This window comes from Cupriavidus oxalaticus, assembly GCF_016894385.1.
Lineage (GTDB): Bacteria > Pseudomonadota > Gammaproteobacteria > Burkholderiales > Burkholderiaceae > Cupriavidus > Cupriavidus oxalaticus.
The window spans coordinates 1,955,882-1,969,397 of sequence record NZ_CP069811.1 but is presented as its reverse complement, the minus strand read 5'-3'; the positions used below and the strand labels follow the sequence as shown (position 1 = coordinate 1,969,397).

General features: G+C 70.5%; 9 protein-coding genes and 1 pseudogene. 6 read left to right on the top strand and 4 right to left on the bottom strand.

Features of this window, described 5'->3' with window-relative positions; all coding sequences use genetic code 11:
- Nucleotides 1-29: 29 nt before the first annotated feature.
- From JTE92_RS08585 to JTE92_RS08575, 3 genes and pseudogenes are all read right to left on the bottom strand, one after another.
- Nucleotides 30-1,562, bottom strand: a complete 1,533-nt coding sequence (locus JTE92_RS08585) for a sensor domain-containing diguanylate cyclase (RefSeq protein ID WP_063241306.1) — start codon at nt 1,560-1,562, stop codon at nt 30-32.
- A 131-nt stretch (nt 1,563-1,693) separates the two neighbouring features.
- Nucleotides 1,694-2,683, bottom strand: coding sequence for a LysR family transcriptional regulator (locus JTE92_RS08580; RefSeq protein WP_063241307.1), 990 nt, complete (start codon nt 2,681-2,683; stop codon nt 1,694-1,696).
- A gap of 22 nt (nt 2,684-2,705) precedes the next feature.
- A pseudogene (locus JTE92_RS08575) lies at nt 2,706-3,712 on the bottom strand (Bug family tripartite tricarboxylate transporter substrate binding protein).
- A 161-nt stretch (nt 3,713-3,873) separates the two neighbouring features.
- Between JTE92_RS08575 and JTE92_RS08570 the strand changes: the two are divergent.
- The 6 genes from JTE92_RS08570 (at nt 3,874) to JTE92_RS08545 (ending at nt 11,875) form a co-directional block, all read left to right on the top strand.
- The gene (locus JTE92_RS08570) at nt 3,874-4,680 is read left to right on the top strand and encodes an IclR family transcriptional regulator (protein WP_063241308.1); all 807 of its coding nucleotides are present in this window, start codon (nt 3,874-3,876) and stop codon (nt 4,678-4,680) included.
- A gap of 61 nt (nt 4,681-4,741) precedes the next feature.
- The gene (locus JTE92_RS08565) at nt 4,742-6,907 is read left to right on the top strand and encodes an acetate--CoA ligase family protein (protein WP_063241309.1); all 2,166 of its coding nucleotides are present in this window, start codon (nt 4,742-4,744) and stop codon (nt 6,905-6,907) included.
- A gap of 92 nt (nt 6,908-6,999) precedes the next feature.
- Entirely contained in the window at nt 7,000-7,998 is a 999-nt protein-coding gene (locus JTE92_RS08560; RefSeq protein ID WP_084254778.1) for a Bug family tripartite tricarboxylate transporter substrate binding protein, read from the top strand.
- Between the two features lie 199 nt (nt 7,999-8,197).
- Nucleotides 8,198-9,520 carry a DUF1254 domain-containing protein gene (locus JTE92_RS08555; RefSeq protein WP_063241310.1) on the top strand — a complete coding sequence of 441 codons (1,323 nt, stop codon included), beginning with the start codon at nt 8,198-8,200 and terminating at the stop codon, nt 9,518-9,520.
- Between the two features lie 13 nt (nt 9,521-9,533).
- Nucleotides 9,534-10,871, top strand: coding sequence for a DUF1254 domain-containing protein (locus JTE92_RS08550; protein ID WP_063241311.1), 1,338 nt, complete (start codon nt 9,534-9,536; stop codon nt 10,869-10,871).
- Between the two features lie 2 nt (nt 10,872-10,873).
- Complete coding sequence (locus tag JTE92_RS08545) at nt 10,874-11,875, top strand: tripartite tricarboxylate transporter substrate binding protein (RefSeq protein WP_063241312.1); 1,002 nt, start codon at nt 10,874-10,876, stop codon at nt 11,873-11,875.
- A gap of 37 nt (nt 11,876-11,912) precedes the next feature.
- Here JTE92_RS08545 and JTE92_RS08540 read toward each other — a convergent pair whose 3' ends face one another.
- Nucleotides 11,913-13,166 (bottom strand): alkyl sulfatase dimerization domain-containing protein, encoded by a 1,254-nt coding sequence (locus JTE92_RS08540; protein ID WP_063241313.1) that lies wholly within the window; start codon nt 13,164-13,166, stop codon nt 11,913-11,915.
- Nucleotides 13,167-13,516 lie beyond the last annotated feature (350 nt).

Sequence of the window (13,516 nt, the reverse complement as noted above, 5' to 3'; positions counted from 1 at the left end):
CGGGTCGCTGCAGCGCGGCTGGCGCCGCCTCAGATGGCCAGCGCCGGCGTGGCCTCGCCCAATACCACCACGCGGTTGCGGCCGTCGCGCTTGGCCAGGTAGAGCGCCTGGTCGCCGCCATGCAGGAAGGCGCGCAGGTCCGCGAACGGCTGGGCGTCCCCGCCTCTGGCCGAACTGGTGGCAACGCCGATGCTGACCGTCACCGCGCCGAGCGGGCTGCCCGCGTTCGGGATCTCCAGTGCCTGCACCGCATGGCGAATCGCCTCGGCGACCCTGGCGGCGCCGGCGGCCGCCGTGCCGGGCAGCAGGATCGCGAATTCCTCGCCGCCGTAGCGGCCGGCATAGTCGCCCGGCCGGCGGATCTGCTTCTGGATGCTGTCGCCGACCGCGGCCAGCGCATCGTCGCCGGCAAGGTGGCCGTAGCGGTCGTTGAACTGCTTGAAGTGGTCGACATCGACCATCAGCAGCGACAGCGGCCGGCCGTCGCGCCGTGCCCGCCGCCACTCCTTGTCGGCGGCGTCATCCAGCGCACGCCGGCTGCCCAGGCCGGTCAGGCCATCGGTATTCACCATCAGGCGCAGGTGCGCCTCCATGTCGAGGCGGCGCCGCCACTGGCGCGACAGCAGCACCGCCAGCGCCACGATCAGTGCATCGACCACGGCGATCAGCCCGGCAAACCACCATGCGCGCTTGTACCAGGGGGCCAGCACGTCGTGGACCGAGAGCCCGACCACCACCATCAGCGGGAAGTCGGGCAGGCGCCGGTAGCTGTACAGCCGCTGCACGCCGTCGACCGCGGCGACGCCGATAAAGCTGCCTTCGGTGCCGCGCAGCAGCGGCGCGAAGGAAGGGCTGGCCGAGATATTGCGGCCCACCGACGCATCGTCGTACGGGCGGCGCATGATGATGGTCCCGTCGGTGCGCAGCAGCGTCAGCGTACCGCCGGAGCCGACACTGACGCCATTGAACAGCTTGCGAAAGTAGTTCAGGCGCAGCGCGCCGACGACGATGCCGCGGAAAGCGCCGTCAGGCCCCGACACCCGGCGGCTCAGGCCGATGGACTTGCTCTCCGCGGTGACCTGTGGCTGGAACGGCTGGCTGAGGAAGATGCCGGCGTCGGCGTTGTGCACGTGGGCCTGGAAATAGTCGCGGTCCGCAAGGTTGATGGCGCGGGGCGGCCATTTTCGCGAATCGAGCACCAGGTTGCCGCTGGCATCGGTAGCCACCAGCGACCCCATGTCCTCGGCGTTGATCGAGCGGTCGAACAGCACGCGCTGGCGCAAGGCGGTCGGCAGTTGCATCACTTCCGGGTCCTGCATGGCATCGGCGACCCCGGCGAGGGCGAACTGGTAGATATGCAGGTTGCGCGAGATGCTGCGCTCCAGCGTGAGCGCCAGGTTGGCCGAGGCTTCGCTGGCGCTGGCCAGGGCGTCGCTGCGCATCTGGGCCAGTGCCGCGGCGCCCAGCCCGGCGATGGCAACCACCAGGGCGATGGTCATCGGGACGATCATCGCGGCGGGATTCAGGCGTACGCGCAGGCGTCGTCTTGCAAGGTCGATCATGGAAGCGGGCGCTGCCGGTGCATTTTTTGCAGCATTGTAGTGCCCGCGGGTGCCTCCATTGAACCGTGGGAAAAAATGTCACAACTGAGTTTAGCGGCCTGCAAATCGCATGGGGCGTGCCGGGCTCGCTTTCAAGTCACCAGATCGCCACTTGCAAGGGGCGCCGGCTCGCCCGCCGGCTGCGTCGCGCCGGGCCGCCGCAGTGGACTGTCCGGCATGTTGACCAGGTAGTGCGCCTCGCGCCGGAGCTGTGCGGCAAAGCCGGCGACGACGGGGGGCATCGGCGAATCGGCGCGGTAGATCAGGCACACGGTGTGGCTGGGCAGCACGTCCCCGATCGGCAGGACCGCCAGTCCGGTTGCAGCCGACGTGCGGGCTTGCATCAGCTGGCGCGCCACCATGCACAGCAGCTTCCGGTCCTGCAGCAGCGCCTGGATCATGCCAAAGGTATCGCAGCGCACCGCCACGCGCGGCAGCGGCAGGTTGCGCGCCCGGAAGGCATCCATGATGGCCGCGCCCGGGCCGTGCATGCCGGCGGTCGTCAGGATCCATTCGGAACCCACCAGCTCGCGCAGCGAGCGCGCATGGCGCAGCGGATGCTCCTGGTGCGCCACCACCACCGAGTCGTTGTTGTAGAGCGGCTCGCAGATAAAGTCGTGGTCGATGCCCTGGTCGGGAACCGGGCTCACCGCCATGTCGATCAGGCCGGCGCGCAGATCCTGCAGGTGCACCGCATACCGGCCGCTGTCGATGCACACCTGGACCTCGGGGTGCTGTCGCCGGAAGCGGTTCAGCGCCGCGGGCACGAGCAGGTGGGCCGGTCCGCCGGTGACGCCCAGGCGGACCGTGCCGGTGCGCGCGCCCAGCATCTGCGTCATCTCCTCGGTGGCCCTGCGCGCCTCGGCCGCGATCAGGCGCGCGCGGCGCAGGAACGCCTCGCCGTAGTGCGACAGCACCACGCCGCGGGTGGTGCGCGTCAGCAGCGGCACATGCAGCTCGTCCTCGAGCTGCCGGATGCTCTTCGTCAGGGCGGGTGCCGATACGTCGCGCGTCCTGGCCGCGGCACGGATGCTGCCGCCTTCCGCCACCGCGATGAAGTCCTGGATCTGGCTGAGCCGCATGGCAGGCGCTCCGGTGACGGCGTCAGTCCAGCGTGACCCCGGTATCGGCGGTCAGCTTCAGCACCACGGGCAGGTAGGCCGTGTAGGCGCTGGCCGCCTCGGACGGGGTGTTGCCGACGGGCTCGGCGCCCATGTCCTCGATCCGCTTCGAAAAAGCCGGGCTCTTCACCAGCGCGCTGACCTCGCGCCCCAGGCGGTCGATGATGGGCTGGGGTGTTTTGGCCGGCGCCATCAGCGTGATCGGCCCGGTCAGCCGGTAGGCGTCGTCGGGATAGCCGGCCTCGGCAAAGGTGGGCACGTCGGGCAGCGATTTGGCGCGGCGCGGTCCGGCCACGGCCAGCGGCCGCAGCTTGCCGCCGGCGAAGTGCTGCTGCAGCGCGGTGACCGAGCCCACCGTGACGTTGACCTGGCCGGCCAGCAGGTCGGTCACCATCGGCCCCTCGCCACGGTAGGGCACGTGCAGGATGTCGACACCATACTTCCTGGCCATATAGGTCTGGATCGTGTGCGGCTGGGTGCCCGGTCCCCAGGAACCCATGCGCAGCTTGCCGGGTTCCTTCTTCGCGTAATCGATCAGTTCGGCCACGGTCCGGGCGGGGACGGCCGCATTGACCGCCAGCACGGTGCGCGCGGTGGCGATGTCCGAAATCGGGCGCAGGTCGGTGCGCGGATCGTAGGGCAGCTTCTTGTACAGCGCCAGGTTCGACGTGATCGGACCGGGATGGTCAGCAGCAGGGTGTAGCCGTCGGGCGCCGCCTTGACCGCCTGGTCAGTGCCGATGATGCCGCCCGCGCCGCCCTTGTTCTCGACCACGATGGTCTGGCCCAGCCGCTTGCCGAGACCCTCCGCCAGCGCGCGCGCCAGCGTGTCGGTCAGGCCGCCCGCCGGGTAGGCCACCAACAGCCGCACGGGCTTGCTCGGATAACTCGGATAAGCATCCTCGGCGCTTGCGCCGAAGGGCTGCAGGCACAGGGCCGCGGCGGTGATCAGCACGGCACGCCGCCCGCGGGCAAGGGTGCGGTTCTCCATGTCTTGTCTCCTTTTCGAATCTGTGTCCGATGCCGGAGAACCTTAGGGGCGATACGCCGGAGGGGTCAATGCGATGGCCTATATTTCCAATATGTGGAAATTGATTCCGCTTTTTGACACTGGATGGCGCGCTGTCCAGACTGGGTAAATGGGAAAACGCCATGAACCTGCCGGTCGAACAATTCATCGCCGAACGCCGCCGCGAGGATCCGTCCTTCGGCGGCCTGCTGGCCAAGGGCTTCGCCCTGCTGCGCTGCTTTATCGACGAGCCGCGCCCGCTCGGCAACGGCGAGCTGGCGCAGCGGCTGCAGCTGCCGCGCGCCACCGTCTCGCGCATCTGCCGCACGCTGTTCGAGCTGGGCTATCTCGACTGGGATCCCAAGCTCGACAAGTACTTCGTCAGCGCCCAGGTGCTGGCGCTGGGCTATCCGTACCTGACCGGGCTGCAGGTGCGCCACGTGGCCCGTCCGCTGATGCAGGCGCTGGCCGACCGCATCGAAGGCGCGGTGTCGATGGGCGTGGCGCACCGGCTCGACGTGACCTACCTGCAGTCCTGCACCCACAACGAGGGCACCCCGGCGCGGCCGGGAACCGGTGCCGTGCGCTCGGTGCTGAGCACGGCCATGGGCCGGGCCTACCTGTGCACCTTGTCGAAGGCGCAGTTCGAAGGGCTGATGGCGGCCGCCCGCGACGAGCGGCCCGAGGAATACGCGTCGTTCTACGACACGCTGTGCCACAACGTGGCGCACTACCCCAAGCGCGGCTTCGCGCTCAACGAGGGCGACGCCGGCATCGGCGTGTACGGCGTGGGCGTCTATTCGCGCATCAGTTACCTGAATCGCCCGCTGCTGTTCAACTGCGCCGTGCCCGGCTCGCAGGTGAAGCGCGGCATGATGGAAAAGAAGGTGGCGCCGCTGCTGATGGAGATGGTCCGCTCCATCGAGGCCGCCACCGGCCTGCGGCAATAGCGTCGATAGCCCGCCAGGCCCGACCGATTCAAACCACAAGACAAGACCCGGAGACTGCCACATGGTTGACCTGAATTCCCTGCTGTACCCGCGTTCGATCGCGGTGGTCGGTGCTTCCACCCAGCCGGACAAGGTGGGCGGCATGCCGATCCGGCTGCTGCGCGAACTGGGCTACGCGGGACGCCTCTATCCGGTCAACCCGTCCGCCGCAGAAGTGCAGGGCCTGCGCGCCTATGGCTCGCTGGCGGACATCGGCGAGCCCGTCGACCTGGCGATCGTGGCGGTGCCCGCCAGCGCCAGCCAGGACGTGATGGCGCAGTTGGCCGGCAACGGCACGCGCGCGGCGGTGGTCTTCACTTCCGGCTTCGCGGAAGCCGGAGAGGGCGGCGTGCGCATGCAGGACATGCTGGCCCGCAGTGCGCGCGATGCGGGCGTGACGCTGCTGGGGCCCAACTGCCTGGGCGCGATGAATCTGCGCGAGCGCATGTTCGCCACCTTTTCGCCGATCCCGCTCAGCGGCGTGCCGCCGGTCGGCGAAGTCGGGCTGGTCAGCCAGAGCGGTGCCTTCGGTGCCTATGCCTATGCGCTGGCCCGCGAGGCGGGCCTGGGCCTGAGCCACTGGGTCACCACCGGCAACGAGGCCGGGCTGCAGGTGGCCGACGTGATCGAGTGGCTGGCCAATGACCCGAACACCCGCGTGATCCTCGCCTACATCGAAGGCTGCCGCGACGGCCAGCGCCTGCGCCAGGCGCTGGCCGCGGCGCGCGCGGCGGGCAAGCCGGTGGTGGTGACCAAGGTCGGCACCACCGCGGCCGGCGCGCGCTCGGCGCAGTCGCACACGGCCAGCCTGACCGGCGAGGATGCGGTCTACCAGGCGGTGTTCGATGCCTATGGCGTGCACCGGGCCCATACGCTGGAAGAGTTCTTCCGGCTTGGCTACGTGCTGTCGCGCGGGCGGCGGCCGGCGGCCTGGCAGCGCCCGGAAGGCAGCGGCGCCGCCGCCGTCACGCCGCTGGCGATCGTGACCGTGTCGGGCGGCGTCGGCATCATGATGGCCGATCGCGCCGAGCAGCTGGGTTTGCCGCTGCCGCCGATGCCGGATGACGCGGCCGGGGCGCTGCGCACCGCGATCCCGTTCGCCAGCACCGCCAATCCCATCGACGTGACGGGGCAGGTGGTGGCACAGCCGCGCGTGTTCATGGATGCCATCGCGGGCGTGGCGCGCAGCGGCGCCTATGGCTGCGTGGCGGCCTTCCTGGCCGGTGGCGCCAATGCGCCGCGGCTGTGGCCGGAACTGCAGCAGACCATCGGTGCGTTGAGCGAGGATGCGCACGCCGCACCGCTGCTGCTCGCCGGCATCGTCGACGACGACAAGCGGGCATGGCTGGAAGCACGCGGCTGCCTGGTGTTCAGCGAACCGGGCCATGCGGTCGAGGCGGTTGCCACGCTGGCGCGGGCGGCGGCGCTGGAGGCCGGCCGGGGTACGTCGCCGGAGACCGGGCCGCGGCGCGATGCGTTGCCGCGCGGCCTGCCGCCCGAAGCCGCGGCGCTGTCCGAATATGAGGCCATGCGCCTGCTCGCCGACGCCGGGGTGCCGGTGGCCCCGCACGGGCTCGCGCACGATGCGGACGAGGCGGTGCGCATCGCCGAAGGGCTCGGCTATCCCGTGGTGGTGAAGCTGTGCTCGCGCGAGATCCTGCACAAGAGCGATGTCGGCGGCGTGGCCCTCAACCTCGCCGATGCGCAGGCGGTGCGCGACGCCTTCGCCCGCATGGCGCAGGCGGTGGCGCAGGCGCGTACCGATGGCGGCGCGCCGGTGCCGTTCGAGGGCGTGCTGGTGGCGCGCATGGTGCGCGGCTGGGGCGAGGTGATGGTCGGCGTGCGGCGCGACCCGGTGTTCGGGCTGGTGGCGCTGGCGGGCATCGGCGGCACGGCGGTCGAGATCTTCCGCCAGAGCGCCTGCGGGCTGGCGCCGCTGTCGTGCGCACAGGCGCGCGCCATGCTGCGCGACAGCCGCGCCGCCGCGCTGTGCGAAGGGCATCGCGGCAACCCCGTGGTGGACCTCGATGCTGCCGCGCAGGTGCTGGCCACGGTATCGCAACTCGCCGCCGACCTGGGCGAGCGCCTGGACACGCTCGAGATCAATCCGTTCATCGTCACCGCGCAGGGGCTGGTCGCCGCCGACGCGGTGGTCACGCTTCGCCCGGACCGTCGCACCGCTTCATAGCGATGGCTCGCAACGCCGTGGACAGGATGCCCGCACAGACGGGCGCCGCCCCGCGGCAAGACGCAGTCCCTCGAACAAGACTGGAGACAAGCATGCAAAGGCACAAGCACTTGCCGGCGCGGCGCATCGCGCTGCGCGGACTCGGCGCACTCGCCGTGGCGCTCTGCGGGGCGGCAATCCCCGCGCACGCCGGCCCCTATCCCGACAAGCCGATCCGGCTGGTGGTGCCGTTCCCGCCGGGCGGCGGCACCGACGTGGTCGGCCGGCTGCTGGCGGCGGGCCTGTCGAAGGAACTCGGCAAGACCGTGGTGGTGGAGAACGTGGCCGGCGCCACCGGCACCATCGGCTCGGCGCAGGTCGCGCGCGCCGCGCCCGACGGCTACACGCTGGTGCTGGGCATCTCCGCCACGCATGCGATCGCACCGGCCATCTTCCCCAAGCTGCCCTATGACCCGCTGCGCGATTTCGTGCCCGTCAGCCGGCTCTTCTACGGCGGCAATGTGCTGATCGCCGGCCCCGGCTTTGCCGGCCGCGACCTGCCTGCGCTGATCGCCGCGGCCAGGCGGCCGGGCGCCGACCTGACCTACGGCTCGTGGGGCAACGGCTCCGGCGGCCATCTCGCCGGCGAAAGCCTCAACGTGCTGGGCGGCATCCACCTGCGCCACGTGCCCTACAAGGGCGTCAGCCCGATGCTGACCGACGTGATGGGCGGCACGCTGCCGGTGGCCATGTCCGATCTCGCCGGCACGCTGCCGCTGATCCGCAGCGGCAAGGTGCGGGCGCTGGCCGTCACCGGCTCCGAGCGCTCGCCCGCGCTGCCCGATGTGCCGACTTTTACCGAGACGGGCGTGGCGTTCGGCGTGGACAGCTGGTTCGCGCTGTTCGCCCCCGCGCGCACGCCGGCCGAGATCGTCGACAAGCTCGAACGCGCCACGGTTGCAGTGATGCGCGACCCCGCCATCAAGGCGCAGGCCGACACGCTCGGCATGCGCTACAGCCCGCAGCCGCGCAGCGCCTTCGCCGCGCAGATGCGCAGCGACGTGCCCGCCTGGGCCGCGCTGGTCAAGTCGAGCGGCGCGGCCCAGGAATGAGCCGCCAGGCGTTCCCACTATTCCCGCTAATGCCATTCAGTTAACTACTGTCGTTCCCGCGAAGGCGGGAACCCAGTGACTTTATCCCCGAAGGGGACGTGAAGACGCTGGATTCCCGCCTTCGCGGGAATGACCGTAGTGGTTGATACCTTAACTGAGCGGCATTACCGCTATTCCCGCCCATTTTCCGGAGCCCTGCATGAACCATCCCGCGCCACAGTTCTTCGCCGCACCCGTCTACAGCTCCAGCCAGGAAGCGCTGGTCGCCGCCGCCGCCATACCGCTGGCGATCTACGGCTATCCGCTGGTCGAAACGATCCGTACCTGCAAGGTGCAGACCGCGGTCAGCGAGGCCACCGGCTATGGCCGCGCCCCGGTCAACACGCTGTCGGCCAGCGAGCGCCAGTGGACGCATGAAGACCGCGACGTCGTCACGCCCGCCAATGACCTGCTCTACTTCTGCGGCTGGGCCAACCTGGCCGACGGGCCGGTCACGCTGCGCGTGCCGCCGCTGCCGCAGTGCGACCGCTACTACGTGGTGGAGCTGCTGGATGCCTACACCAACAACTTCGAGAACCTGGGCCCGCGCAACGTGCCGGCCGAAGGCGGCACGGTGACCCTGGTTGGCCCGGGCCAGCACGCCGAGGGTGGGCATGTGGTGGCCTGTCCGACCTCGCTGGTGTGGCTGCTGGGCCGCGTGCTGGTGCAGGGACCGGAGGACCTGGCCGCGGCGCATGCGTTCGAAAGCGGCTTTGCGCTCGACGCGCCGGGCAAGGCCATGCCGCAATGCGTGCGCGACTGGCGCGATACCGGCAACGAGGCGCTCGACTTCTTCCAGAACCTGTTCAACGCGCTGCGCGAATACCCGCCCACTGAACGCGAACTGGGCGTGTTCACGCTGCTGCGCAAGGCCGGCCTGAAGCTGGAGGGCGAGATCGACGTCACGGCCTTGCGCGCGGAAGTCCGCGCCGGACTGGAAAGCGCATATCGCCAGGCCATGCAGCTGATCGAGGCCCATACGCGCAGCCAGGGCCGCAAGAGCTGGGGCTACAGCCTGAAGCTGGGCGTCTATGGCGACGACTGGCTGCAGCGCGCCTGCACCGCGATGAAGGGCCTCGGCGCGTTGCGCGCCGACGAAGCGATCTATGCGATGGCCGATTTCGACGCCGACGGCGAGCCGCTGCAGGGCGCGCACGCATACGAATTGCGCTTCCCGCCCGGCATGCTGCCGCCGGCGCAGGCGTTCTGGTCGGTCTCGCTGTATGGCGAGGACCGCTTCTTCAGCGCCAACGAGATCGGCCGCTATGCCGTGGGAGACCGCACGCCGGGCCTGCGCATGGAGGCCGACGGCAGCCTGGTGATCCCGATCTCGCACCGGCGGCCCGAACAGGCCAACCAACAGGCCGACAACTGGCTGCCTGCACCTGCGGGCCCGTTCTACCTGATCCTGCGCCTGTACCATCCGGCGCCGGCCTTTATCGCGGGCGAGTACCGCATTCCGCCGGTGCGCCGGATTGCCTGAGGAGCGAGATGCCATGACGTCATCCCCCGAACATTCCCACACGGCCGCGCTGGCCCGCGAGGCCGTGCTGTACACGCTGCCGCTCTACGAAATGGCGCGCATGCGCGCCGCCACCTGCCCGCGCCGCCGGCGCGAAGGCGCGTTTGCCGACGCGCGGCCGGACGGCACGCTGCGCTGGGTCAACCAGTTCTTCCACACGCGCCAGCTGCTCGGCCCGCAGCACCGGCAGGTGGTCACGCCCAACAACGACACGCTCTACAGCAATGCCTGGCTGGACCTGTCGCAGGGACCGCTGCTGCTGGAGGTGCCGGACAGCGCCGGCCGCTACTACGTGCTCGGGCTGCTCGATTTCTACACTAACCCGTTTGGCTACATCGGCAGCCGCACCAGCGGCACGCAGGCCGGGCGCTTCCTGCTGCACGGCCCCGGCTGGCAGGGCGAAGCGCCGGCCGGCGCCACCGCCATCGCCTGTCCGACCGATGCGGTGTGGCTGCTGGGCCGGCTGCTGGTGGACGGGCCGGACGACCTGCCCGCGGTGCATGCGCTGCAGGACCGCCTCCGGCTGACGCTGCCGGACGGCAGCGACCCGGTGCGCGCGTACGATGTCGGCATGCAGCCCAACGAACACCTCGGCGCGTCGCCGCAGCAGGTGCGGCGCTACGCCGAAGTGGTGAACCGCGCGCTGCGCGAGAACCCGCCGCCCGCGGACGAGGCGGCGACTGTGCGGGCCTTCGCCGCGCTCGGCCTCGGCGCCGCGAGCGAGGGCGTGCCGCTGAAGGAAACGCAGGTGGCGCTGCTGGCCGCTGCCATGGAGCAGGTCCTGGCCGAACTGGCCCGGCCGATGCCTTCCGCACTGGGTGGAGGCTGGAGTTTGCCGGTCGAGATCGGCGCGTCGTTCGGCACGCGCTATGCCGAGCGCGCGCAGGTGGCGCGCAACTACATCGGCGCGCTCGGCATGGAAGAGGCCATGTACATCATCGCCGATTGCGATGCGCACGGCCGCCCGCTCGATGGCAACGCACCGCACGAACTGCTGTTCCCCGCCGGCAAGCTGCCGCAGGTGGGCGCGTTCTGGTCGCTGACCATGTACGACAAGGGCGACTGCATGCTGGTGGAGAACCCGATTGGCCGCTATTCGCTGGGCGACCGCTCGCCAAGCCTGCGCTACGAGCCGGACGGCAGCCTGCGCCTGCACCTGGGCGCCGCGGCCCCACGCGACGCGGCACGCCATGGCAACTGGCTGCCGGCGCCGGCAGGGCCCTTCTACGTGGCGCTGCGGCTCTACGTGCCGGGCGCGGCGCACCTTGGCAAGACCTTTTCTTACCCGAGCATCCAGGCCGCGGAGGCATGACGATGGCTGCTGACAAGATATCGCGCAGGGACGTGCTGGCCCGCATGCGTGACGTGATGCTGCTGGGCGCGGCGCCCGCGCTGGCGCCGCTGGCCGCGCTGGCGCAGGCGTATCCGGCGCGCACGGTGCGGCTGATCTCCCCGTATGGCCCGGGCGGGTCCAACGACACCTCGGCGCGGCTGCTGGCCGAGGCGCTGAGCCGCAAGTACGGCCAGCAGTTCGTGGTCGAGAACAAGCCCGGCGCCGGCACCCGGGTGGCCAACGAAACGCTGGCGCGCGCCGCGCCCGACGGCTACACGCTGCTGTGGGCCGCCGCGCCGTTTGCCATCAATGCGGCGGCCGGGCTGCCGCAGCAATACGACATCCACAAGGATTTCGTCGCGGTGGGGCCGCGCGTGCTCGGGCCGGTGTTCCTGATCGTCAAGGCGGATTCGCCGGCACGTTCGGTCGCGGATTTCGTGAAGCTGGCGCGCGCGAAAGCGGACGGCGTCACCTTTGCCTCGCCCGGTGCCGGGTCCGGGCCGCACCTGACGGCGGAACTGTTCGGCGCCCAGGCGAAGTTCAAGGTGCTGAACGTGCACTACCGCGGCGACGCCACGGCCTACACCGAGCTGCTGGCCGGCCGGGTGGATGCCACGCTGACCGCCATCACGACGGCGCTGCCGTTTATCAAGGCGGGCAAGCTGCGGGTGCTGGCGGTCGCGTCGGAGCAGCGCACGCCGGTCTATCCCGATGCGCCCACCTTGGTCGAGCAGGGCTATCCCGGCGTGACCGGCTACGGCTGGTTCGGCCTGATGGCGCCGGCCGGGACGCCCGCGGCGATCGTGCGCCAGCTCAGCCAGGATGCCAGCGCGGTGCTGTCCGACGCGGATATGCGCAGCAGGCTGGCGGCGCTGGGATTGCAGCCCGAGCCGGGCGACAGTGCCGGCTTTGCGCGCTTCATCGATGCGGAGGTGCGCAAGTGGGCGGCGGTGATCAAGGCCAGTGGCGTGGTGCTGGAGTAGCGGCACGCACGCCACATGCAAGCGCTCATGCAGGCGTTCAGTGGATGCCGAAGGTATCGGTGGCGCCATGTTCCAGCATGTCGGCGGCGGCGCCGTACAGGCTGCGCGACACATAGCTCCGGACCTGTCCGGCGCGCTGGCGCAGCCACCCGGCCTTGAGCCGGCGCGCCTCGGCCAGCGCGGGCGCATCGCCCGGCGCCAGCGCCAGCACGTCGATCACATGCAGCGCCAGCTGCGTGTCGCCGCGTTCGGCCAGGGCTTGCGCATGGCGGATCAGCGCGCCGTGGTCGACCACCGCCGCGGCGATCTCCGCGGCGGCATCCTGCGGCGCGGCCGGGTGCAGCGTGGTCGCGTTGCGGTCCCACCAGCCGTTTTCCGAACGGTAGATATCGCGCGCGATATAGCTGGGATCGCCGTACGTCGGCCGCATCCACGGCTGCTCGAACAGCTCCGCCGGTGGTTTCAGCGCGGCCAGCATCTGGCGCTCGTTGCAGCCGGCGTTCATCAGCCGCACTACCTCGGCGCGCAGCCAGCGCAGGGCGCTGGCGGTCTGGCCCAGCACGCGTTCGCACTCCGCCTGGCCATGTAGCGAGGGCCCGAACTCGCGCACCACGGTGCGCGGCTGCAGCGCGGCCATGCGCTCCAGCGTCTGCGCCCAGCGCACGGTATCGCGCAGCGTGCGGAACGGCGTGCCGACATTGGGGATGGAATCGATCACGGCCGGGCCGCCATACAGCACGCGCCGTCCCGGCAGCCAGACCGCGATGGCATCGTCGGTCTCCGAGGGCGCCCACAGCAGTTCGGCGCGGCGCTCGCCGTGGCCCAGCGTCAGGCCATCCGCGAAGGTCTCGGCCGGCGTGGTGTGGCCGAGCTTGCCCGCCAGCGCGCCGGCCGGGCGGCGGAACTGGATCTCCGCCATCCGCTCCTGCATGCGCGCGGTCTCGCGATAGCGCGCCTGGCGCGCCAGCACGTTGACGTGGGCCAGCACGCGCGGTGCCGGCTCGCCGCGCGCGGCGGCATGGTCGAGCCATTGCTGCAAGCCGGCGTTGTAGCCCATATGGCCGTGGCTGTAGCAGATCGCCAGCACCGGCAGGCTGGTCTGCGTGCGCAGCGCCTCGATCATGCCTGCGGTGATGCGGCCGCCCGGGCCGCTGTCGACCACCAGCAATCCGCCGCCGACGTCGGCGACGAAGCTCTGTCCCTGCCCGTGCAACAGCCAGACGCCGTCGTCGATCGGTTCGATCCCGGCGCCCGTCACCAGCGCGACGGGCCTGTCCTCGAAATCCTGCATGCGTGACTCCCTGAGCGAATGAATGGATGCGGCTTGCGCTGACGGCAATGTCGCGCAAGCAGCTGGCGCATGGGGATTGGGGAAACTCCCCGCAAGCTCACGCGTTTTGCCCGCCGGGCCAGCGCCGATGCGGTGCGGGAGCCGGCCACGCTGACGCGGTGTGAACCGGTGGTTAGCAGCCGGCGTTGCGCGGCAGTTCCCGGTTGTCGCGCGGCACGCTAGGGCGGCGGTGAAGCATGGGATGACCCGCGGTGCTAACCGTGGGTTTACGCCCCTGCGATCCTGGCATCTGCCGCAAATGGTGCCGCTGCCGCATGATTCCTCCGCATCAACGCAACGGGAGTGGATCG

Coding starts and splice junctions, on each gene's coding strand:
- JTE92_RS08555 (WP_063241310.1), top strand. CDS start 8,198: ATGAACCATCCCGCGCCACAGTTCTTCGCCGCACCCGTCTACAGCTCC.
- JTE92_RS08560 (WP_084254778.1), top strand. CDS start 7,000: ATGCAAAGGCACAAGCACTTGCCGGCGCGGCGCATCGCGCTGCGCGGA.
- JTE92_RS08580 (WP_063241307.1), bottom strand. CDS start 2,683: ATGCGGCTCAGCCAGATCCAGGACTTCATCGCGGTGGCGGAAGGCGGC.
- JTE92_RS08540 (WP_063241313.1), bottom strand. CDS start 13,166: ATGCAGGATTTCGAGGACAGGCCCGTCGCGCTGGTGACGGGCGCCGGG.
- JTE92_RS08565 (WP_063241309.1), top strand. CDS start 4,742: ATGGTTGACCTGAATTCCCTGCTGTACCCGCGTTCGATCGCGGTGGTC.
- JTE92_RS08545 (WP_063241312.1), top strand. CDS start 10,874: ATGGCTGCTGACAAGATATCGCGCAGGGACGTGCTGGCCCGCATGCGT.
- JTE92_RS08585 (WP_063241306.1), bottom strand. CDS start 1,562: ATGATCGACCTTGCAAGACGACGCCTGCGCGTACGCCTGAATCCCGCC.
- JTE92_RS08570 (WP_063241308.1), top strand. CDS start 3,874: ATGAACCTGCCGGTCGAACAATTCATCGCCGAACGCCGCCGCGAGGAT.
- JTE92_RS08550 (WP_063241311.1), top strand. CDS start 9,534: ATGACGTCATCCCCCGAACATTCCCACACGGCCGCGCTGGCCCGCGAG.